General features: G+C 51.3%; 19 protein-coding genes and 1 tRNA gene. 13 read left to right on the top strand and 7 right to left on the bottom strand.

The window, feature by feature from the left end; all coding sequences use genetic code 11:
- The first annotated feature begins 2 nt into the window (after window positions 1–2).
- The gene (locus BN4314_RS04255; protein WP_068539961.1) at window positions 3–1514 is read left to right on the top strand and encodes a type I restriction-modification system subunit M; all 1512 of its coding nucleotides are present in this window, start codon (window positions 3–5) and stop codon (window positions 1512–1514) included.
- The gene (locus tag BN4314_RS04250; RefSeq protein WP_068539959.1) at window positions 1504–2067 is read left to right on the top strand and encodes a restriction endonuclease subunit S; all 564 of its coding nucleotides are present in this window, start codon (window positions 1504–1506) and stop codon (window positions 2065–2067) included. Before BN4314_RS04255 ends, BN4314_RS04250 begins: the two co-directional genes overlap by 11 nt.
- Here BN4314_RS04250 and BN4314_RS04245 read toward each other — a convergent pair.
- From BN4314_RS04245 to BN4314_RS04235, 3 genes are all read right to left on the bottom strand, one after another.
- Window positions 2033–3160, bottom strand: a complete 1128-nt coding sequence (locus BN4314_RS04245) for a restriction endonuclease subunit S (RefSeq protein WP_068539954.1) — start codon at window positions 3158–3160, stop codon at window positions 2033–2035. The two genes, BN4314_RS04250 and BN4314_RS04245, sit on opposite strands and share 35 nt — an antisense overlap.
- Window positions 3157–4122: a site-specific tyrosine recombinase/integron integrase gene (gene xerA, locus BN4314_RS04240; RefSeq protein ID WP_068539952.1), complete on the bottom strand. Its 966-nt coding sequence runs from the start codon at window positions 4120–4122 to the stop codon at window positions 3157–3159. The genes BN4314_RS04245 and xerA overlap by 4 nt, the downstream gene beginning before the upstream one ends.
- A gap of 83 nt (window positions 4123–4205) precedes the next feature.
- Entirely contained in the window at window positions 4206–4799 is a 594-nt protein-coding gene (locus BN4314_RS04235; protein WP_068539949.1) for a restriction endonuclease subunit S, read from the bottom strand.
- A 187-nt stretch (window positions 4800–4986) separates the two neighbouring features.
- On the opposite strand from BN4314_RS04235, the gene BN4314_RS04230 reads away from it, so the two are divergent.
- Window positions 4987–5658, top strand: coding sequence for an FtsK/SpoIIIE domain-containing protein (locus BN4314_RS04230; protein ID WP_148424860.1), 672 nt, complete (start codon window positions 4987–4989; stop codon window positions 5656–5658).
- A 244-nt stretch (window positions 5659–5902) separates the two neighbouring features.
- Entirely contained in the window at window positions 5903–6481 is a 579-nt protein-coding gene (locus tag BN4314_RS04225; RefSeq protein WP_082911162.1) for a hypothetical protein, read from the top strand.
- Between the two features lie 117 nt (window positions 6482–6598).
- Here BN4314_RS04225 and purN read toward each other — a convergent pair whose 3' ends face one another.
- Genes purN through purE form a run of 4 tightly spaced genes read right to left on the bottom strand, consistent with a single transcriptional unit; the run spans window position 6599 to window position 9786 of the window.
- Entirely contained in the window at window positions 6599–7216 is a 618-nt protein-coding gene (gene purN, locus BN4314_RS04220; RefSeq protein WP_068539946.1) for a phosphoribosylglycinamide formyltransferase, read from the bottom strand.
- Window positions 7213–8307, bottom strand: coding sequence for a phosphoribosylformylglycinamidine cyclo-ligase (purM, locus tag BN4314_RS04215; RefSeq protein WP_068539942.1), 1095 nt, complete (start codon window positions 8305–8307; stop codon window positions 7213–7215). The genes purN and purM overlap by 4 nt, the downstream gene beginning before the upstream one ends.
- Before the next feature lie 53 nt (window positions 8308–8360).
- Window positions 8361–9266 carry a class B sortase gene (locus BN4314_RS04210; RefSeq protein WP_068540805.1) on the bottom strand — a complete coding sequence of 302 codons (906 nt, stop codon included), beginning with the start codon at window positions 9264–9266 and terminating at the stop codon, window positions 8361–8363.
- A gap of 52 nt (window positions 9267–9318) precedes the next feature.
- Entirely contained in the window at window positions 9319–9786 is a 468-nt protein-coding gene (gene purE, locus BN4314_RS04205) for a 5-(carboxyamino)imidazole ribonucleotide mutase (protein ID WP_021734461.1), read from the bottom strand.
- A gap of 72 nt (window positions 9787–9858) precedes the next feature.
- On the opposite strand from purE, the gene BN4314_RS04200 reads away from it, so the two are divergent.
- The 9 genes from BN4314_RS04200 (at window position 9859) to BN4314_RS04160 (ending at window position 21388) form a co-directional block, all read left to right on the top strand.
- A complete protein-coding gene (locus BN4314_RS04200; protein ID WP_187369542.1) occupies window positions 9859–11685 on the top strand; it encodes a serine/threonine-protein kinase in 1827 nt (608 codons plus the stop codon).
- On the top strand, window positions 11682–12926 hold the full coding sequence (locus BN4314_RS04195) for an FhaA domain-containing protein (RefSeq protein ID WP_068539940.1): 1245 nt from the start codon (window positions 11682–11684) through the stop codon (window positions 12924–12926). The genes BN4314_RS04200 and BN4314_RS04195 overlap by 4 nt, the downstream gene beginning before the upstream one ends.
- Window positions 12927–12928: 2 nt before the next feature.
- A complete protein-coding gene (locus BN4314_RS04190; RefSeq protein WP_021734568.1) occupies window positions 12929–13342 on the top strand; it encodes an FHA domain-containing protein in 414 nt (137 codons plus the stop codon).
- 108 nt (window positions 13343–13450) lie between these two features.
- Window positions 13451–14674, top strand: coding sequence for a Stp1/IreP family PP2C-type Ser/Thr phosphatase (locus tag BN4314_RS04185; protein ID WP_068539938.1), 1224 nt, complete (start codon window positions 13451–13453; stop codon window positions 14672–14674).
- A 2-nt stretch (window positions 14675–14676) separates the two neighbouring features.
- Window positions 14677–17550, top strand: a complete 2874-nt coding sequence (locus tag BN4314_RS04180) for an FtsW/RodA/SpoVE family cell cycle protein (RefSeq protein WP_068539936.1) — start codon at window positions 14677–14679, stop codon at window positions 17548–17550.
- A 96-nt stretch (window positions 17551–17646) separates the two neighbouring features.
- On the top strand, window positions 17647–19572 hold the full coding sequence (gene pknB, locus BN4314_RS04175; RefSeq protein ID WP_068539934.1) for a Stk1 family PASTA domain-containing Ser/Thr kinase: 1926 nt from the start codon (window positions 17647–17649) through the stop codon (window positions 19570–19572).
- 116 nt (window positions 19573–19688) lie between these two features.
- Window positions 19689–20585, top strand: coding sequence for a phosphoribosylaminoimidazolesuccinocarboxamide synthase (locus tag BN4314_RS04170; RefSeq protein WP_187369541.1), 897 nt, complete (start codon window positions 19689–19691; stop codon window positions 20583–20585).
- A complete protein-coding gene (locus tag BN4314_RS04165) occupies window positions 20572–21246 on the top strand; it encodes a hypothetical protein (protein WP_021734460.1) in 675 nt (224 codons plus the stop codon). The genes BN4314_RS04170 and BN4314_RS04165 overlap by 14 nt, the downstream gene beginning before the upstream one ends.
- A 66-nt stretch (window positions 21247–21312) precedes the next feature.
- Window positions 21313–21388, top strand: a tRNA-Arg gene (locus BN4314_RS04160).
- Window positions 21389–21443: the final 55 nt, after the last annotated feature.

Raw genomic sequence — 21443 nt, 5'->3', positions numbered from 1 at the left:
AAATGGCACGCAAGAAGAAGGACAACACCGCCGAGATCGGCTTCGAGCAGCAGATTTGGAGCGCTGCTGACAAGCTACGCGGCAACATCGATGCCTCCGAGTACAAGAACGTCGTGCTTGGGCTCATCTTTCTCAAGTACATCTCCGACAAGTTCGACCAACGCCACCAGGAGCTTGTCGACGAGGGAGAGGGCTTCGAGGAGGATCGCGATGAGTATACGGCGGAGAATATCTTCTTTGTGCCGGAGAACGCCCGCTGGAAGACCATTGCTGCTGCTGCGCACACCCCCGAGGTGGGCAAGGTCATCGACGAGGCCATGCGCCAGATCGAGGCGGAGAACGACAAGCTCAAGAACATCCTCCCCAAGAACTTCGCCCGCCAGGAGCTGGACAAGCGCCGCCTGGGCGAGGTCGTGGACCTCTTTACCAACGTGCAGATGGCGGAGAAGGGCGACACGCGCGACATCCTGGGACGCACCTACGAGTACTGCCTCTCCAAGTTCGCGGAGGCGGAGGGCAAGAACGCGGGCGAGTTCTACACGCCCGCCTGCATTGTCAGGACGCTCGTCGAGGTCATCGAGCCCTACCATGGGCGCGTCTACGATCCCTGCTGCGGCTCGGGCGGCATGTTCGTTCAGTCGGCGGAATTCGTGAAGCGCCATCAGGGCAACATCGACGACCTGTCGATCTACGGCCAGGAGAGCAACCCCACCACGTGGAAGATGGCGACCATGAACCTCGCCATCAGGGGCATCGACGCGGACCTGGGCAAGCGGAACGCCGACACGTTCTTCAACGACCTGCACCGCACGGAGAAGTTCGACTTCATCCTCGCCAACCCGCCCTTCAACCTCTCTGACTGGGGAGGCGACAAGCTCAAGGAGGACCCGCGCTGGGAGTATGGCGTTCCGCCCGAGGGCAACGCGAACTTCGCCTGGGTCCAGCACATGGTGCACCACCTCAACCACGCAGGCCGCATGGGCATGGTGCTCGCCAACGGTTCGCTCTCCAGCCAGACAAACAACGAGGGCGAGATCAGAGCACGACTCATCGAGGCAGACCTGATCGAGGGCATCATCGCCATGCCCGACAAGCTCTTCTACAGTACGGGTATCCCGGTGAGTCTATGGATCATCACCAAGAAGAAAGCCCAGCCCGGAAAGACCCTGTTCATCGATGCCCGCAACATGGGCACCATGGTGTCACGCAAGCTCCGCGAGTTTACCAAGGAGGACATCGCCAAGGTCGCCGGGGCGTTCGACGCGTTTCGCGAGGGAACACTCGAAGAGGAGAAGGGCTTCTCCGCTATTGCCTCCGTCGAGGACATCAAGGAGCAGGACTACATCATCACGCCCGGTCGCTACGTTGGTATTCCCGATGCCGAGGACGACGGCGAACCCTTCGAGGAGAAGATGGCACAGCTGACCGGTGAGATCGCCAAGTGCTTCGAAGAGTCCAACCGACTGCAGGAGCAGATCAAGAAGAATCTGGGGGCAATCGGATATGAGCTCTAGATGGTTGTCAGCATCTCTAAGGAGCCTCGTCTCTTATATCGGGAAAGGTATTATCCCGAAATATGTTGAGAGCGAGCAGCGTGGAAGTATGGTCGTCCTCGGCCAGCGATGCGTTCGCAATCAAACCGTTGACTATGGGCAAGCGCGTTTGCATGATGGAGCAGCTAAACACGTTAAAAATGAAAAACTTGTTCAGCAAGGAGACATACTCATCAACGCGACTGGTGTTGGGAGCGCTGGCCGCGTTGCACAGGTTGTAGAACAGCCCGGCCAACTCTGCACAACCGATGGACACGTGATAACCCTAAGAGCAAGTGAAGGAATCGATCCATATTATCTGGGTTACTTCCTCAAATCTAAACAGGCTATGATTGAGCAGATGGCCGAAGGGTCAACGGGCCAAACGGAGATGAATCGCAATCGGCTTCAAGACGAAATTATGGTTACATATCCGGAAGACCTGTCCTTCCAGCGGGCAATTGCTAGTATCGGGTTAAATCTTGATTCAAAAATTGCCATTAACAGTCGCCTAAATGATTATTTGGCGGCGTAGGAAGCTTGACGCTTGAGACGTCAATTTCACCCGACATGAGTCTAGGGAGTAGGGTGTCGCGAAGGTCTGCCAGCTTGTGCGACTGAACTTTGTTTACGATTAGCTCGTCAACGATGGGCTGCATTTTCTGCGTAAGAACTTCTAGCTGTTCTGCAGGTGGAATGAGGACTTCGGATTCTGCCAGCGCGCTGCGTTTGATGTGTCCCATGGTCGTGGCGCGATCTTTTGCCAGCATGATAAATCTGTCCATATGGTGCTTTGTCCAAAGATAGTAGAGCCAGCTCGGATACCTATCCGAGGCGACCTTGAATAGATGCTGGTTGAGTCCGGCGTTGCCTCCTGCCCAAAAATCTAGTAAGAGCGTTCCTGACCACGAGAAGACGAGATTGCCGTCATGAATTCTGACGCTCTCGTCTATCGTACTCGTGCAGCGTTCGGAATCCGGCGTGCAAACTCCCTGTCCAAGTTCCTTGATTTTGAGCACAGGCAAGCCGGGGTCGTCCGGAGCAGGGCGGAACTTCTGCATCGCGAGGCCGTTTTTATAGCTTGCGATATCTAAGAGCGAGAGTTGTTCCCAGCTTGCGTCGACATTGTTGAGCATATCCATGAACAATGCGTCGAGGAGCTCAGCTAAATAATCATTTAGTTTAGTGTTGGCGTTGATTTTTGAGTCAATAGTTCCAAGTAGCTGGGAGACTCGCTTCTGTTCGTCGAGAGGCGGCAGGCAGACTTCCTGTTTGGAAAGGGTTTTTACCGAAATGCCAGGTTGGGCGGATTGCGCAGACAGACGCCCAAGATTTTGGATTGAAAGGAGGTAGGAAAGGTAGCGGGTGTCGTTGTCGTCGTTTGCGCAAACGACGACTGCATGTTCAGTCATATATGCTTTGCCCGAGTGATACCTCACGTTTCCGCAGGCTGCGCCCTGGCGTCCTATGACTGCGCATTCTCCATCGAAGTTGTAGCTGTCGGTATATCCGCGGAGTCCATTACCGCCAATAACCGGGTAGGACCCAATCGGGTTTATATTCTCAGCGCAAATCGATTTCCCGCTGCTAAGACGGGAGCAGACACTGCCGAGTTCTCGCTTAATCATTCCAGATACTTCCTATGCGAGGCCTTCACGTTGCTTTGATTCACCATGGCGTAGTGCATGGTGGTGTCTATTCTCGCATGGCCGAGGAGCTTTTGCACCTGCTCGATAGGCATGCCCTTGTCGATGGCGTGCGTTGCGAGCGTTCTCCGGAACTTGTGTGGATATACCCTATCGATTCTCGATTGCTTGCCGAGACTCCGTAGGCGCGACTCCACGCCGCCGATACTCATCCGTTGCCCGCCTCCCCTCAGGGCCACAAAAAGGGCGGGGCTGTCGTCATTCCTGGAGCGTAGGTATTCCGTTAGATGCAACTTGGTCCGCGCGTCGAAGTAGACAGGGCGCTGCTTGTTGCCCTTGCCGGTGACCACGCATTCCCGTTCTTGCAGATTAACGTCTGAGATATTGAGGCCGACCAGCTCTCCAACACGCATGCCGGTTGATGCGAGCATGTCGACGATGGCGAGGTCACGCAGGAACGAGCAGTTGTCCCTAAGGGTCTCCAGGTCTTCATCACTTAGAATCTCTTTTGCCGTCGTTGCCGTTTTGACCCTGCGGATTCGTCGGACGGGACTCTTAACGATGTAATCCTCGTCTTCAAGCCACGAAAAGAAGCTAGACATGATGCGTCGAATGTTATCGATGGTCACCTTGCCCGCGCTACGATTCGATTCGTAGTCACTAAGGTATTTGCGCAGATCGTCGCTACAGATTTGAGTATATGGCTGCCCGATTGAGCTGTCCATGTGCTTGAGGGTGCTTTCGTAGTACGCGATTGTTCTCGGAGAGCACCCCTCGACTTCCTTGGCGGTAAGGAAGAGACCGAGCAGACTCGAGTTGCTGGGCACGCTGCTTTCGGCATGACTGTACAGAGTGCTTTCGAGCACTGTTTTTAATTGCTTTAACTGCAGATAGTCTAGAACCGGCTGCATCTGAGCTAGGACCATATTGATCATCGCTTCCATCGGGGGCTCCTTTCCTCCTGGTTCGATGGAAACAATTCTGAAGTGCAGGCCTACGTTCCGGTAAATGATTATTTAGCGGCGGCTTAGGGCAGTTCCACCTCCGAGACATCAATCTCACCTGACATAAGCTTTGGTAGCAGATTGTCTCGAAGTGTGGACAAATGCGCCGACTCCTCAACACTGTTTCTGTATGCCTCGAATATGGCGTCCACCAACGGTATTGCATCGGGCGATGGCAGCACTAGCTCCAACTTGTTAAGATTCTTTTGACTTATCTTCATCTGTACCGCGCCGGTTACGATGTGCGTAATGTTAGTCTTTCGCAGCGCCAGATACAACATCTCCAATGAGTAATCGGCTTTAGGGCTGAGTATATGTGCGTGATTGTTCACCCAGCACTTACCCCAAACATATTGCAGAATTGGCAAGCCGTCGCCTGTGATTACCGTACCATCTTCTCCCAGTAGTATGTGAATGCCATCAAACAGGTAATCATCTACATGGTCCATGATGCCCGTGGCTCCGTAGTAAGGGTACGGTCCCTGTCTTGCAGCACGATCTCGGCTATTCAGCGGCACCCTCTCGGAATCTTCGAGCTGCACAAGGTCCCCGAACTTGAAAATATGTGAATTCTCACTTACTTCCTTCTCGAATAGTGCAGAAGCATAGTCCAGCAAATAATCATTTGTCGCTCATGGCAATAGAGATGCCGGATCCGAGCGACTTGTCGAGTTTTGAGATTTTTGCTGTTCTCTGAGGAAATTTCACGGTGTTGGGGACGTTCTTTTGACGCCTGCGCTCTTGGCTGCTGTGCTCGCGCCTGTCATCCGCTGGAGGCTGACCGATGCCCAGCGAATCCAAATCATGGTGCGCAGGGGTCTCTTTGACTACTCAATGGGTAATCCGCTTCATCTAAAGGATGGGGAGCTTTTACCCCCCCCCGTTCACTGCAGAGGGACGGGGCAAGGATCATATGAGATTGTTATCGGAATTGCTGCCGCGCGGGTCAAAGATATCTCGAGTATTTCTTCGAGCATCAGCGCAAGCCTCTCCAAACGCTTCGGGAGCTTTGCCGTTACACAGACGGACATCGACGTTGCGTTCAACTCTGTAACATTCACCGTTGAGGACGTGACTATCGACCGGAGCTTGTATTGCGATAGCGTGGAAGAACTTCGCTCCGGTAGACCTCATATCCTCGTCGTCAAAAAGGGTGCTTCCATCGATCTCTCGACGTCCGGGTCCATGCTGGTCGCAGGCAAGACAAGGAGTGGGAAGACCACAGGCATCATCGCACTCCTTCTCCAAGCCCTTCTTGTCGGGCCCGATGACCATGGTTCTCGCGTAACAATCATCAACCCGAAGAGGGCGGAGCTTTCCCAACTTCCCCATGTGGTGACGCTCGACGCAGATGGGGGCGGGCGCGCAGTCCTCGCCACTTTCCGTGACTTCGCCGATTCCGTGACGGAGCGGCAGGCATATCTCAACAAGCTACTATTTTACTTCACGCAGCGCCGGATTTCTGGCAATCCCTGAAAAGGGTGTGTAAGGGTTCAAACAGCTGTTGGTAAAACACTGTAAGGGCAAGGATAGCTCCGCAATTGCCGCATTGATGAATGAGCGCTGCTAGAAAACAATAGACTCGTAAATAAAATTCATATTGAGGGATACAAAATTGTACTCTTCGCTGTTTGTTACTCAATTGAATGAGAAGCCGATTGAGGCTTATCTCTTGTCAAAGGTATGGATATAAAATTTTGTATCAAGAGGTGGAAGTGCGATGGAGACAATGGCAATCAATAAAGGAACTATGCCCCTCAGAAGAAGAATTGCCTATGGCAGTATTTTTATATTATTTATTCTCTTTATGGCAAGCTTAGTATTTATCATTGTTCCTGCTGGTATTGGCTATTTTCATGAGGGCATAATCGGATATGTCTCTGATATTAGTTGGCGATTTTTTGTCGTTGTAATAGTCGGCGTATTACTGGCTTTTGGCTATTTTTATAAGGAAAAATGGCAACACACCGTCATTTGGTGGATCTGCCTCGTGATTGCTTGCGCGGGGGGTTTTTTCTTATTAAAAGCTCCAGTCCTTGATTTACCGTATATAGCTCATCCTGCCTCTTTGAATCTTGATTATGTGACCTTTGAAAAGGACATTAATCATGAATATGCCATCTTGTACAAAGTGCAAGGCTACACGGCAAGCAATGATATCAAGGTGTTCGAGATTGATTCTCACACCTACGATACAGAAAAAGAAAAGTGGAAACCCCAAGACAATATATCGGCTGATATCACTTATCTACCTCATACGGACGTATTGATGGAACTAAAGACCTATGAAAGCAACTAGCGAAGCGCCGTCTCTCAAAGCTTCAGCAATCGAGCATTGATTCTGAAGTGTTTTGCCACGTCGCACGATGCCATCAATGTTGTGTCGCCAACGCAAACGTTAGCGACACAAACGCATCTAGTTTGCAGCAGCAACCTCCACCGTTAGGTTAGAACGTACTCTTATGCGATCTTCGGCAATCATCTGCAGCACATCGGGATAAAGCTCGTGCTCAATCTCGTGAATATGCTCTTCAAGTTCATCGACGCCCCAACTTTCCTCTATGGCAAGCGCGTGCTGAGCAATGATAGGACCAGCATCGTAATCCTCATTAGCAAAATGTACGGTTACGCCTGTAACTTTTACCCCGCGCTCATAAGCATCTTGAATTGCATGTGCGCCAGGAAAGCTGGGGAGCAGCGCTGGGTGCAAATTGATAACGCGATTGGGAAACGATGCCAGAATGGGGCCATGTACCCTGCGCATATAACCCGCCATGACCACATACTCTGCTCCTGCTTTTTTAAGGCTAGAAGCAATCACCTCATCTGCAACAATGGGTTCAGCATAGATATCCTTACTAAGGGTAAGCGTTTGGATACCTGCAGCCTCAGCGCGTTTGAGACCCAATGCAGAGGGGCGAGAAGACACCACAAGCACAATTTCCGCATCGAGTGCACCTGCTGCGATGCGGTCAATAATTGCTTGCAGATTGGTGCCCGAGCCACTAATAAGAACGCCAATTTTGATGGTCATCGGTAAGCAACCTTTCCCGTACCAGCAATGCACTCACCCATCACAAAAGACTCAAAGCCCTCACAAACCAATGCCTCACAAAGCTCATCCACATCATTGGGGTCGCAAATGAGTGACATTCCTACACCCATGTTGAACGTTTTGTAGGCTTCATCAGGAGTAAGTCCTGCTTCACGGACTACATAATCAATAACAGCAGGGACGTTCCAAGCGGGACCTTCGCCCATCTCTTCCCAACTGCAACCGTAATCAGCTCCGCGATCAACTAAGGCATCGATATTGCTGGGCAGAGCGCGATTAAGGTTTTCGGTAATGCCTCCACCGGTAATATGGGCCATAGCATGTATGGGCGCGCCTGCCTTAAGAATGCGTGTAAGAGAACCTGCATAAATGGTTGTAGGCTCCATCACAACATCAGCTAAACTCCTGCCACCCAACTCATCAAGCGGCGTATTCAGCTCATCGACTGTCTTGCCTTCGATAACAACCTTGCGCACCAAAGAATAGCCATTTGAGTGAATACCGCTGGAAGGCAAACCGATAATAACATCGCCTTCTTTTACGCGGTCGGGACCAAGCATGTGGGGGCGATCGACCACACCCACAACAAACCCAGCAAGATCGTAGTCATCAGGATCCATAACACCGGGATGCTCGGCCATCTCGCCACCCACTAGGGCGCAACCTGCTAAACGGCATCCCTCAGCAATTCCACCTACAACCTCAGCCATGGACTCGGCACTCAGCTTGCCTACGCTGACATAATCTAGGAAGAAAAGTGGCTCAGCACCAGCAACCACCACGTCATCAGCGCACATTGCAACCAAATCTTGGCCCACCGTATTATGGCGCCCTAGCAACTGCGCAATAGCAAGTTTGGTACCCACACCATCGGTACCAGAAACCAGCACAGGGTCTTGCATATCCTTAAAACCTGCCATAGAAAACAATGAGCCAAATCCGCCAAGCCCGCCAATCACTTCGGGGCGCATGGTCGCTGCAACTGCAGGTTTTATAAGCTCAACCGCCCGCGCTCCCTCATCGACATCGACTCCGGCATCTGCGTAGGTGATGTGCTTCTCATCGCTCATGTCGAGACCCTTCCGTTTGGAAACTGTGACCGTCTGCCTTAGTTTGCTAGTCCTTATTTCGTTGCAGCAAGCGCTGCATCGATTTCTTCTACAGGAGCACACACCAGCAAGCCGCGGCCTTGTCCCTTTTCGTACTTGGAGTAATAGATGCAGGTAGATAAAGTCATCACATGATCTACCTTGGAGACAATCTTGTCTGCATCAGCACGACGCGTCAACGCCTTATCAAGACGCTTTGCTAAAAACTTATGCAGCTCATCAGCGCTGGCAAAATTAGTCGTACGCGCATCCATATCTTCACGCGCCGTGTCATACATAAAGACGGGCTTCAAACGATGTGCGCCTTGCTCGGTGACATACCAAATGGTGCCCATCTCATCAAACTTCTTTTGGTCATCAAGGGCTGCAATTTGCTCAAACATAGTGCCGTTAAGCAGGTGATGGCCATAAATCAGACTTTGATTGTCCACAAGACCTGGCTTGGTGTTTTCATAATCCATAAAGAGCTGGCCGCCAACAGTCCAGGTACCCTCGGCATTATTGTGTAAGTAATACTCGTTATCAGAGTGCTGATAGATGGGATAATTGATGGTGGTGCCGGGCACATAAAGCCAGCCGACAACCTCATCGTTAACCTTCTTGAGAGCGGCCCAGTCTACCGTCACGGGACATTTTTCCACCTCGGAACCCTGACTGGGCGCATCATCAATCTTGACGTGCGCAGCAAGATCGCTGTTCACCTTATCTTGTTGGTAGTAGCCCCATTGCTGCACAGCAAACATGCCACCCGCTACCAGCAGCAAGACAATACCCACCGCAAGCAACAGGGTTGAGAAAATGCGCCGACCTTTAGATCCGCGGTTTGGCTTTTGTGAAGGTAAACCATTTACACCGCCTGCATGAGAAGGCAGGGGATTTACCGCGTGGTTACTCAATGGCTCCTCCACCGACGCAGCCATATGCACTGTTTTGTTGCTGGCAGAAGACGAGCTGCCCATATGACGCGCCACGCTATGCCTCTGCCATCGCTGTCTTGAATGCCGCTATTTTTTCACGCCATTCAGGCATAGCGGCACCAAGGATTTGCGTTGCATAGATAGCAGCATTTTTGGCTCCACCGATTGCCACACAAGCCACAGGTACACCAGTTGGCATCTGTACCATAGACAGCAAGGAGTCCATGCCGCCCAGATCAGACGTCTTCATCGGTACGCCAACCACGGGTAGCGGCGTATATGCTGCAACAACACCACCAAGATGAGCAGCTTTACCAGCTGCTGCAATGATGACACGAATACCACGATCAGCTGCGGTAGATGCCCATTCATGCACTTTTGCAGGGGTACGGTGCGCCGAAGCAATAATGAGCTCATAAGGTACTCCGAGCTCTTCAAGCTGCTTGGTGCAGCCCTCCATTACGGCCATATCAGATTTCGAACCCATAATGATGCCCACCAGAGGCTTTTCTGTCTGAGTCATGTGAACTGGTCTCCTTTCATGGTCATTTACGCCTTACAGTATACTCATGACACATACACGCGCCTTATTCAAATGAAGCTCAAACATAGAAAGGACTGCGCGAACGTGCCTATAGCTGATGCCCATACACATGTACGTTATCCAGCAGCTCAAAAAGTTGTCGAACAAAACGATATGCCCGAGACCATGATCTTGCGCCGCTATCGTGTGATGGGTAGCTGTGGTACTGGTGGTTTTGGCACGGTTCTTGCCTGTTGGGATACTCGCCTGCAACGTCGCGTGGCAATCAAGCGAATGCGTTTGGCACCGCTCATCAATCAGACCGCTCAAATTCCTGATGCCACAATTGCGCAGGCTGATGCCACCATAGAAGAAGCACTTTCTGAAGCGCGTACTGCAAGCCGCCTCGAACATCCCGGCATCGTTGCGGTACATGATTTCGCAGTTGAAAATCAAATTGCTTATCTCGTTATGGAATACGTTGATGGTATGACTTTATCCGAGTTGCTTTCCCGCGTTGAGGGCGGCACACTCACCCATGATGAAGTGGCTTACCTTGCACAAGAACTTGGTGCAGCGCTGGCGTTTGCGCATCACGCGGGGGTGCTTCACCTCGACATAAAACCGTCTAATATCATGCTGACTCACGAAGGCAAAATTAAACTTTGTGACTTTGGTATGGCCGCTCTTTCTTCTGCCGCAGGTTTTGCAGATGCGCGCGGTGGAACCGTAGGCTATATGCCACCCGAGCAGATTGAGGGTGGTACGGTCGATGAACGAGCTGATATTTTTTCGATGGTAGTTGTCTTGGTGCAGGCACTTACCGGCACCAATCCTTTTGCCGCGGATACTGCTGAGCAATCTGCTCTTGCCATTCGCCGCGGCATTCGTCCCCGTCTCTCCAAAAAAGATCCTACCCTTGCGGGAATTACCGAGCAGACCATTATGGCCTGTCTTGATGCAGACCCCGCCCTTCGTCCCACAAACGCCGATCAGGTAGCCGACGATATGGCCTTTGGCCTAGGTGATCCTGAGGAAGGTGCTGCATCTATCTCCTCTCTTACCTCTCAGGAAGACGGGCTAGATGATGACGAGTGGGAAGGTGAACGCATTCCACTAGCAGTGCGGTTTCCTTGGTTGGCATCGGCAGTCGTACGTGGACTCACGGCAATCGCAGCGTCGCTGCTTACCGCTGAGCTTCTACCTCATATCCCCCTCACTCAAAGCGTTCCTATAGTGCCAGGAGTTTTGGCGGTAGCTGCTGCAGTAGCATGCTGGACTCCACTTGCAGGGCTCCTTATACCCCTGCTCTTTGCGCTTGCTCTTTTGCCTGCAGGCAACGGGCCGTCTATTTTATTAGCCGTCGCAATCATTGCCTGTTTTGGCACGCTGTGGTTCAAGCAAATCCATACTCAGACAGCGTCGCTTGCACTACTCGTCGCTCCTGCTTTAGGCCAAAACGCTGCTGCTGCTGCAGTTGCAGGTTGTAACTCAGATGTCCCCAGGGCAGCTATTAGTGCTGGTTTTGCTTGGCTGCTCACTCAGCTCAAACTCCTATTAATACCTGTAGGTTTTCAACTTGCAAAAGCCAGCACAAAGCTACCGCTGCTCATTTCTTTCCCCTCACTCATTCGTCTTGGCGGCTGCATACTTGCAGCCTGTCTTGCAAGTATTATCGGACGTCCCGAAGCCTCTCGAACGCGCTTTATAATTGGCCAAATTAGCTGCTGTGGCATAGTATGTTTTTCCCAGCTTGTAGCGGCTCGAATGGAGAATGGCGGCATATGGCCGGCCCCCACGTGGGAAACGGTAGGTGTTGCGGTACTCTTAACTATATTTGTGTCTCTTATCAGTGCTTTGCAAGAGTCACGACATTTCGAGGACGAGGAGTCCAGATGAACGTCTTCAAAACTTTCGAGCAGCGCATGAACAGTATTTTTGGCGCTGCTCCTCAGGGCTTTACAGCTCCTATATCTCTTCGCAAGCTCGCCCGCCGTGCTGCCCGTGAGATGGAAGCAGAGACTTTCGTAGTTGACGGGGTCAATACTGCCCCTGCTCTCTATACCATCCTTGTATCCTCTGCCGACGATGCAACAATGCGAGCTTTGTATCCTCAGTTCACCGCGGAGCTGTCTGATTTGGTCGAACAGGAAGGCAAGCGGCACAATTATGTATTTGTTGGTAAGCCACTTGCTCGATTTATGGTTGATCCCTCCCTACGCAGCGGTAGGTTTGCCGTCTTTGCAGAAAACGTTGATGTACGCACGCTCAATCGTTTACGTATTGAGGAAGAGGCTTTTCTTTCTGGTGCTTCTACCTTAGGTGGAGCTGCTTCTGCGGCTGCATCGGCTGTCGAGATTCCTCGTAGCAAAAAGCGCCAAAAGCGCGCTATTCTCAAGCAGCCCGTAGAGGCTCCGATGGCTGTTCCTGAGCCTCAGACGCACGAAGATGATGCCATTACGCCGGCTCCCGCAGTTAAACCTGCTCCAGTAGTAATACCTACTCCCGTTGCTGCTCCTGTACCGGTTGCGCTATCCGAGCCTGAGCCTGCAGCAGAGCCTGCTTCGCCGCTCGTCTCTCGTGTGCCTGGCATTGCCTCCGAGCATATGCGCGCTATTCCTGTGCCTGACCCTGTAGCAATCCCCATATCAGGATCTCCTTTGACTGACGACTCCATTGGCTTAGGTGTTATCCCTACAGACTATGTCGATAGTCAGTACGCCGATGCACTAGCCCCCAGCCCTGCACCCACAGCACGGCCCGTGTCTATACCAGTGACTCAAAGGCGTCCTCAGGCACAACCCGCTCCCGCAGCAACACCCGCAACTGCACCAGTTTCTCAATCCGAGCAGAACTACACCTGCACGCTCATTGACCATCAATCGGGACGTAGCTATATTGCCTCTGCTCCCAGCGCCATCATTGGTCGTGAACGTAGTGAAGGCGCTGTGGTGTTGCGTGATCCCAACGTTTCTCGCCGCCATGCCCAGATTTCTTGGGATGGTCGCGGCTGGCGTATTAAAGATTTACACTCTACCAACGGCACGCTGGTAAATGATGTAGACATTACAGAATGCGCTCTGCACGACGGTGACCTTATTACCGTTGGCTTGATGAATCTCGAGTTTCGGGAGAACTAAAGATGATTGATCTTGTCCTTTTCGTCGGTAGACTTTTGCTTGTCGCTTTCCTTTACCTGTTCCTCTTTACCACAATGAAGACAGGTATTGGTCTTGTGCGCGGACAGCGCAAGGATGCTGCGATTTGGACCGTGAGTGTTGAGAAAGGGCCTTCCAATCTACGCGGCCTTCGTGTGGATATCTTAGGACCAGTCGTAATGGGACGCTCACCTTCATCCGATATCGTTATTGATGAACCCTTTGTTTCAGCTACGCATGCACGCTATACCCTTCAGGGCCCTGCCTTGGTGCTTGAGGATTTGCAATCAACCAATGGCACTCTTGTAAATGGACACCCCATCGACCAGCCAGTGACGCTGAGGGACGAAGATGAGGTACAGGTAGGCGATGCCATCATGCGTATTAGCCGACGCTAGCGAGATGTCCATATGAATCTATCCATGCTAAAAAATTCGGTAAAGCGACCCTCACTCCATCGGAGCGCCCAAGAGAAAAAAGCTCCGGTGACGAGTCCAGGGCACGATATGCTTTGCCTGGATTCACGGGAAGATTCTCAAACTACCACCGGCTCGACCACGCGTCTGTCTTGGGGTGTACGATCTGACGTGGGTCTCGTACGTGAGCATAACGAGGATTCTTTTCTTGTTCGTGCACCATTGTTTGCTGTTTGTGATGGTATGGGCGGACATGCTGCGGGTGAAGTAGCTAGTTCTATTGCTGCTCAGACGCTTGCTGAACAAGCTCCTCATGAAGCGGATGATGTGTACTTAGGTGCTGCCGTTGAAGCAGCAAATCTTGCTGTTATCAACGGTACTAAAGAGGGTAAAGGTAAACCCGGCATGGGTTCTACCTGCACTTCTGTCATTATTATTGGCGACAAAATGGCAATCGCGCATGTGGGAGATTCGCGCCTCTATCTTTTGCATGCGGGTACACTCGTACGTCTCACACATGATCACTCCTACGTGGAGGAGTTAGTCGATGCGGGTGAGATTACCGCTGACGAGGCACGGGTTCACCCCTCGCGCTCGGTTATCACACGCGCTTTGGGTTCTGACCCCGAAATGTATGCCGACCACTTCACCATCAATGTTTCTACCGGAGATCGTCTAATTTTGTGTTCTGATGGTCTCTCATCCATGATTGAAGATTCAAAAATTGAATCAATTGCCGTATCCTGTACCACCCCTCAGTCTGCCGCAGATAGCTTGGTTGCCGAAGCACTTTCTGCGGGTGGTCATGACAACGTTACTGTTTTGGTAGTAGATATCGAAGATGATGGTTTGGAAGAGGAGCGCTGGACAAAAAAGAAACGCCATATCTTACGGGTAACCGCTTGTATTCTTGGCTTCGTACTGTTGATGTTGGCGTCAATGACTTTGATAATCCGTTCGTCTTACTTTCTCAAAGATCATAACGGACGCATTGCTATTTACCGAGGTTGGAATGACCGCGTTTTTGGCCTTCCCCTTAATGAATGGGTGGAAACATCAGATGTACAGACCTCCGAAATTACTGATGAAGCAACGCGCACTCGCTTAGAGCATGAGGGCGTTGCAGCAGAAAGCTACAAAGATGCCTACGCGAAGATAAATGCTTATATGGAAAGCACCACAAAAACTCTTGACCAAACGGCGAAAACCAAGGAGAAAGTCGAACAAGAGGGCATTTCTCCCAACAATCCCGCGGTGCCTCTGGGTGAGGAAAATAAAGAAAGCAACACAAATACTTCTGGGGCAGGTGAATAAGGATGCGGGAACAACAAATCAACGGTAGACGCAATACAGAGTTGCTCTTACTGCTACTTGCTGCCGTACCGGTAGGCCTGCTTTATGCCATGTATTTGGTCTCTGACAAGGTTGCTTTGAGTATCTCAGCGTTTGCTGTACCGCTAGGTCTTCTTGTTGCTTTTACCGGCGCACATCTTGCTGTTCGCAGGCTTGCCCCTGCAGCAGATCCTGTAATTTTACCTTTGGTATTTGTGCTCTCAGGCATTGGTATTACCTTTGTATCACGTCTCACGGGAGGACAGACAAACAGCCAAGTCATATGGCTCTTTGTCTCGGTTGCTGCAATGGTAGCCACACTCTATTTTGTACCCAGCCTCGACCAGCTGGCAGAATACAAATTTACCCTAGGTATTGCAGGTATTGTGCTGCTCCTTATTCCAATGATTTTTGGTACTGAAATCAACGGCTCACGCCTCTGGCTACGTTTGGGGCCTCTCTCTTTCCAACCAGGTGAGCTTGCAAAAATTCTCATTATCTTATTCCTTGCCGCGTATCTCGCAGAAAATCGAGAAATGCTCTCTGCTTCCATGCGCCATATCGGACCCCTTGCTCTCCCCCGCCCGCGCATGCTGGCGCCTATGTTGGTCATGTGGGGCATTTCGCTTTTGGTAGTGGTCTTTGAACGTGATCTAGGCAGCGCTTTGCTTTTCTTTAGTTTCTTTGTGCTCATGCTTTTTGTTTGCACAGGACGTCCAAGCTATGTCATTTTTTTCTTTTTGTTACTCGCTATTGGTGGCGTTTTTTGCTTTAAGTTTTTTGGTCACGTACAAACTCGTGTACATATGTGGCTTGACCCCACCCAAGATCGCTGGGGTAGCGGTATGCAAATTTTGCAATCGCTCTACTCGTTGGCAGACGGTGGCATGGCAGGTACAGGCATTGGTAAGGGTCTGGCAGCCCAGACTGTTACTTTTGTTCAATCTGACTTTATTTTTGCTGCTATCGGAGAAGAGCTGGGGCTTCTGGGCGCCTCCGCTGTACTGATTTGTTATTTGCTCCTAGCGGTGCGTGGCCTTGCTACTGCGGCACGTGCACGTTCTGATGTCTCCGCATTTACCGCAGCAGGACTGACCGCCGCTATTGCCGTTCAGGCCTTTGTTATTGTGGGCGGTGTCACCAAAATGTTGCCGCTTACAGGTGTCACCTTGCCTTTTATGAGTCAGGGTGGCAGCTCTTTACTGGCAAGCTTTATCATTATTGGTCTTTTGCTACGTGCGGGTGATGAAGGTACAGGACATGGCGTCCAGGTAGAAACTTCTGACTCAATTAAATTTAATACCACCCAAAATCCTGCCCTCAGCGGTGCGCGCACTGCTTCTTCAGTAGTGCATGGTGCACACGCCCGTGGACGCTATAGCATGCTCACACCTGAATCTGGCGTACTTGGCCGTGTTGCTCTGGGTAAGCGACTTACTGTGATTGTCTCCGTGTTTTCCCTCATGTTTGCCGCGCTCATTGCAAACCTCACTTATGTGCAGGTCATTCATGCCGAAACCCTACAGCACGACCAATACAACACCCATACCGCACTCAAAGCTCGTCGTGTCCAACGTGGCTCAATTGTGACTTCCGATGAGGTCACGCTCGCAGAGTCGGTCTTGCAAGCTGATGGTAGCTATCAGCGCAACCATCCCCAGGGTTCTTTAGCGGTACATACCGTTGGCTTTGTTTCTACCGGAGAGATTACCGGAGTCGAACTCGCAGCAAATGATGCGCTCAAGGGTGACGCAGACTTTTCTAATCTGCATAACGCTCTGCTTTCGCTAGCAGGAGTACCCAACGCGGGCTCGTCTGTTGTGCTTACCCTTAATTCACAAATGCAGCGTGCTGCTGAACGTGCACTCGAAGGATATGTGGGAGCTATTACTGTTCTCGACCCTTCAACAGGTGCTGTATTAGCAAAGGCCTCTTCACCCACCTATTCTTATGATCAAAGCGGCTATATCGTAGCCGACGATAAGAACTCGCCCCTTGTTGACAGGACCACTCGCGCACTCTATGCACCAGGATCCACTTTCAAAACGCTCACTCTAGGAGCCGCTCTTGACCTCAAGCGCACAACGCTTGAAACCTCCTATCCCGCTCCCGCTTCAATGGATTTTGGCGGAGCTGCGGTCACTAACTTTGAAAACAATTCCTGGGAATCTCTCAGCGCCAAGGATGCGTTTGCAAACTCTGCCAACACCGTCTTTGCACAGATAGGTAGTCAAGTTGGGGCCAAAAATCTCATTTCTTATGCTCAAGCAGCTGGCTATGGCAGCTCTATTGGTCAGGACTTCTCAACTCTGCCCTCTACAATGCCTGCGGCCGACGAGATGTCCGAATGGGAAACCGCTTGGGCGGCAGCAGGCCAACCTGTGGGACAACATAAGGGCAACAATGGTCCCTATACCACTGTGATGCAAAACGCGGTGCTTGCGGCAGCGGTTGCAAATGGTGGCGAAGCCATGCAACCCTATGTTATTGACCACATTGTTTCTCATGAGGGTACGACTACCTCTGAGACTAAACCAGTTTCCCTAGGTAAGGTCTTTTCTGCTTCTACCGCAGACCAGCTCAAAGAAGCAATGCTCAGCGTAGTTGAATCAGGTACGGGCGGCGGCGCTGCCATCCGTGGAGTCCAAGTAACCGGCAAAACAGGTACCGCCGAAACTAATAATGGCAAATGGTCTAACTCACTGTTTATCGGTTTTGCTCCTTATAAAAATCCTACTGTGGCTATTTCGGTAGTCATTGAGCAGGTCGATGATAATTCTGTTCACGGCGTTGCCACTACTGTGGCAGGAGAAGTACTCGCCGCTTGTCTCAATGTACAGGCGGCAGGTGCTAGTTGATCTGTGTGAGTAGCGTAGCTTCGCGCCCAAAGAGCGAAGCTTATGAGATTATGTAAGAGCGCAGTAAGCGTGCTGCGAGCAAGATAGGAGCTGCAAATGCCAGGTAGGACACTCGGCGGACGATATGAAGTTCAAGATAAGGTCGGGGCAGGTGGAATGGCGGTTGTCTACCGCGGTCTCGACCGTGTGTTAGGCCGTACGGTCGCTATCAAGACAATGCTGCCGCAGTATGCTAACGACCCATCTTTTGCTGCTCGCTTTAAGCAGGAAGCTCAGGCGGCGGCGGCTTTGCAGAGTCCCTATATCGTCTCGGTCTACGACTGGGGTAAAGATAACGATACCTATTACATCGTGATGGAGTATTTACGCGGTACCGACCTCAAGAGCGGCATCCGGAGACATGGTGCGCTTGATGGCAAGAAAGTTGCTCAGATTGGCTCACAGATTGCACAGGCTCTCTCCGTAGCCCATCGTCATGACATCATTCATCGCGACATTAAGCCGCAAAATATCATGGTGCAGCCTGACGGCAATATCAAGGTCATGGACTTTGGCATTGCGCGTGCAAAAAACAGCCATCTGACAACTGATAATTCTGTTCTAGGTACAGCTCACTACGTATCTCCGGAACAAACTCAGGGCAAGCCTTTGGGTCCCACCACGGATATCTACTCACTTGGTGTCGTTATGTACGAAGCTGCAACAGGTAGCGTGCCCTTTGATGGAGATGATGCAATATCTGTTGCACTCAAGCAGGTCAATGAAACTCCGCAGCCGCCAAGCCAACGCAATCCTGCGATTGACCCTTCGCTTGAGGGCATTATTCTCAAATGCATGCAAAAAAACCCTGATGCGCGTTTCCAGAGCGCCGACGAGTTGGTGCGCGTGTTGCACGACTATCTCGCGGGTAGGCTTCAGGAAGTCAACAATGCAACCGCCGTATTACCACTCACTACAGCTACTGCACAAATTGGCGCCCCATCTACTACTGCCACCCAACGTGTAACACCTGTACGCACCACATCTGCACGTGCACGCCAGACTTCAGCTACCGAGCTCGCACGCGAACGGCAAGAAACTGAAGAGCGCCGAAAGGGTCGTCGCACTATTCTTGGTGTACTGGGGGCTATTGCGCTTGTTATTACCGTTATTGCGATTCTTTGGACCACGATCTTTGCTGGCGGTGGCACCAAGGCGGTACCCAACCTCTCAAACCTCTCACGCGAAGATGCCATTGAGGCCATCGAGTCCACAAATTGGTTTAAAGTGGGTGAGGTTCGTGAGGGCTACAGCGACACGGTAGAGTCTGGTTGTGTCATGAGCCAAGATCCTGCCGCAAACAAGCAATTTGCCAAAGATACCGAAATTAATATCACTATCTCTAAGGGCGAAAAGCCAGCTGAAGATGTCTCTGTTCCCGATCTCACCAATATGACAGCCAAAGAAGCCGAGGATGCTCTGCTGAGTAGGGGGCTCGTTTCAAAGGCTGGCGACGGTGTATACTCCCCCGATGTAGAAGCGGGCAAAGTTGTCTCTCAAGATCCCAAACCAGGCACTGCAGCAAAAGCTGGCGACAGTGTTACCTACCAGCTTTCTTTGGGTGTTGAATCGGTCAAAGTCCCTGACGTCACTGGTATGGGTCAAGACGATGCAACTGCGACTTTAAGCAATGCTGGCTTTAAGGTGGATGTCCGCAAGGAGGCTTCTGACGAGGTTGCCAAAGGCGTTGTGTTCCGTCAGTCTGCCACGGAAAAGGCCGATAAAGGCTCCACGATTGTCATCACCGTCTCCTCTGGTCCTTCTTCTATTGATGTTCCATCTGTCGTAGGCTTTACTCAAGAAGAAGCTCAGAGCGCTCTGGGCGATGTGGGTTTTGAGGTCAGTGTAGAGACCGCATCTAGCTCAAGCGTGGAGAAGGGTAAGGTTATCTCACAGAGTCCAGGCGGTGGCCGTAGCGCCTCTGTGGGCTCCACTATTACCATTACTGTTTCGACTGGATCCGCTCAAGGTGATAACTCTTAACACTAGATAAAAGACTCACAAACTCTGCGCTCATTTCTCGTATAATCAGCGCGTTTGTACGATATGCGGTGCGTAAATGACGATGATTTACGCTTGAGTATTAAGGAGATTTTCACATGGAATCGATGGATATGCGCCCTGACTCCCAAGGTAAAGTGCGTGACATCTATGATTGCGGTGATACGTTGCTTATGGTCGCAAGTGACCGCATCAGCGCTTATGACTTTATTTTGCCTGACGAGATTCCTTACAAAGGTGAAATTCTTACCCGCATTTCGGCATTTTGGTTTAAGCGTTTCCAGGATTTGATTCCCAATCACATGGTTTCAATTGATCCTGCTGCCCTGCCCGATGAATATGCAGGATATACGGATTATCTCGCTGGACGCTCTATGCTTGTTCGTAAAGCGCAGCCTTTGCCTATTGAGTGCATTGTGCGCGGCTATCTCACAGGATCCGGTAAAAAGACCTACGATCAGGACTGCACGGTTTGCGGTATCAAGCTACCCGAAGGTCTTGTCGAAGCTTCTCAGCTGCCCGAGCCCATCTTTACACCCTCGACCAAGGCAGCTATCGGCGACCATGATGAAAATATCTCATTTGAGCGCTGTGCAGAAATTGTCGGCGAAAGCATGGCAGCCCAACTTCGCGATGCTTCATTGGAACTGTATCGTGCTGCTGCCGAATATGCTTCAACGCGTGGCATCATTATTGCTGATACCAAGTTTGAGTTTGGTTTGGTTGATGGCGAGCTGACCTTAATTGATGAATGCCTTACCCCTGACTCCAGTCGCTTCTGGCCTGCTGAGGGTTATGCTGCTGGTAGCGTTCAACCAAGCTATGACAAGCAATACGTCCGTGATTGGCTGCGTGCCAACTGGGATATGACTGGTGAGCCTCCTCACCTCCCCGCCAAGGTGATTGAGGGTACCTCCAAGCGTTATCAAGAGGCATACCAAATTATTACTGGAGAAAGTTTTATCCCCATGAAGGAGACTCATGTCACTGCGTGATACGTTAGCTGGCGCGCGCGAAGAAGCCGCACTCAATGGCAATCCCTTCGCTAAGAGCGCAACCGACACAACAGCAGATCAACAAGAAGACAATTCCGCGGCAAAGAAAAGCAGTTTTGGTCAATACAAGAGTTCTGCTGCTCGTGCGAAGCCCAGTCGCGAGGCTGCCGCCGCTGTCCGTGTTGTATCTTCTGAAGATTACAAACTCGGCAAGACGGGGAAAGCTCAGTCTGAAATGACCAAAGAAGAACAAAAGGCTGAACGTCGCCGTCAGCGCAACATCGCTGACGCTCGCACGCGCGTCGCTCGATCCATTTTGAATGGCCACGCTTCTTATAAGCGTAGTCAGCATATTTGGTGGGTCTTGCTTGGTGGCGGCATGGGCATGACGGTACTGTCTTTAGTGTTGGGTCGCTTCTTCCCTGCCGAAAAAAGTAGCTTTGGTGCCACATTAAGCGTAATTACGCTGGTAGCTGCTTATGCGCTGATTATTGCTGGTTTTGTCTTTGACTGGCGCTCTGTACGTCCCATGCGCAATGCCGCCGATGCTGAAGTTGCGCGTATGTCAGACAAGCGTATTTTGCAGTATGCTGCGACACACCTTGATGAGGATGCTCCCAAGAAGTCGACGCGTGACAAAAAGGATAAAGGCACGAAGTAGTTCTCATTTGGGTCAAAGCCGTGGCGGTATTGCTTGCCAACAGGTGATAAAATGACCCTTACGCACGGCCCCGTAGCTCAGGGGATAGAGCACAGGTTTCCTAAACCTGGTGTCGACGGTTCGAATCCGCCCGGGGTCACCAGCATATACAGCAGGTCAGGCAATACGTCTGACCTGCTTTTTTGTATGCACTCTTA

Origin of the sequence: Olegusella massiliensis (genome assembly GCF_900078545.1) — a bacterium.
Classification (GTDB): Bacteria; Actinomycetota; Coriobacteriia; order Coriobacteriales; family Atopobiaceae; genus Olegusella; species Olegusella massiliensis.
The sequence above is the reverse complement of the archived record's forward strand: the minus strand, read 5'-3'. Positions and strand labels throughout refer to the sequence as shown.

Bases quoted from the DNA above. Each gene is read 5' to 3' on its own strand.
- BN4314_RS04255 (WP_068539961.1), top strand. From the start codon at position 3: ATGGCACGCAAGAAGAAGGACAACACCGCCGAGATCGGCTTCGAGCAG.
- BN4314_RS04170 (WP_187369541.1), top strand. From the start codon at position 19,689: ATGGAATCGATGGATATGCGCCCTGACTCCCAAGGTAAAGTGCGTGAC.
- purM (WP_068539942.1), bottom strand. From the start codon at position 8,307: ATGAGCGATGAGAAGCACATCACCTACGCAGATGCCGGAGTCGATGTC.
- BN4314_RS04195 (WP_068539940.1), top strand. From the start codon at position 11,682: ATGAACGTCTTCAAAACTTTCGAGCAGCGCATGAACAGTATTTTTGGC.
- BN4314_RS04210 (WP_068540805.1), bottom strand. From the start codon at position 9,266: ATGGCTGCGTCGGTGGAGGAGCCATTGAGTAACCACGCGGTAAATCCC.
- BN4314_RS04230 (WP_148424860.1), top strand. From the start codon at position 4,987: ATGGTGCGCAGGGGTCTCTTTGACTACTCAATGGGTAATCCGCTTCAT.
- BN4314_RS04245 (WP_068539954.1), bottom strand. From the start codon at position 3,160: ATGATTAAGCGAGAACTCGGCAGTGTCTGCTCCCGTCTTAGCAGCGGG.
- BN4314_RS04225 (WP_082911162.1), top strand. From the start codon at position 5,903: ATGGAGACAATGGCAATCAATAAAGGAACTATGCCCCTCAGAAGAAGA.
- purN (WP_068539946.1), bottom strand. From the start codon at position 7,216: ATGACCATCAAAATTGGCGTTCTTATTAGTGGCTCGGGCACCAATCTG.
- xerA (WP_068539952.1), bottom strand. From the start codon at position 4,122: ATGGAAGCGATGATCAATATGGTCCTAGCTCAGATGCAGCCGGTTCTA.
- purE (WP_021734461.1), bottom strand. From the start codon at position 9,786: ATGACTCAGACAGAAAAGCCTCTGGTGGGCATCATTATGGGTTCGAAA.
- BN4314_RS04250 (WP_068539959.1), top strand. From the start codon at position 1,504: ATGAGCTCTAGATGGTTGTCAGCATCTCTAAGGAGCCTCGTCTCTTAT.
- pknB (WP_068539934.1), top strand. From the start codon at position 17,647: ATGCCAGGTAGGACACTCGGCGGACGATATGAAGTTCAAGATAAGGTC.
- BN4314_RS04180 (WP_068539936.1), top strand. From the start codon at position 14,677: ATGCGGGAACAACAAATCAACGGTAGACGCAATACAGAGTTGCTCTTA.
- BN4314_RS04190 (WP_021734568.1), top strand. From the start codon at position 12,929: ATGATTGATCTTGTCCTTTTCGTCGGTAGACTTTTGCTTGTCGCTTTC.
- BN4314_RS04185 (WP_068539938.1), top strand. From the start codon at position 13,451: ATGCTTTGCCTGGATTCACGGGAAGATTCTCAAACTACCACCGGCTCG.
- BN4314_RS04165 (WP_021734460.1), top strand. From the start codon at position 20,572: ATGTCACTGCGTGATACGTTAGCTGGCGCGCGCGAAGAAGCCGCACTC.
- BN4314_RS04200 (WP_187369542.1), top strand. From the start codon at position 9,859: ATGAAGCTCAAACATAGAAAGGACTGCGCGAACGTGCCTATAGCTGAT.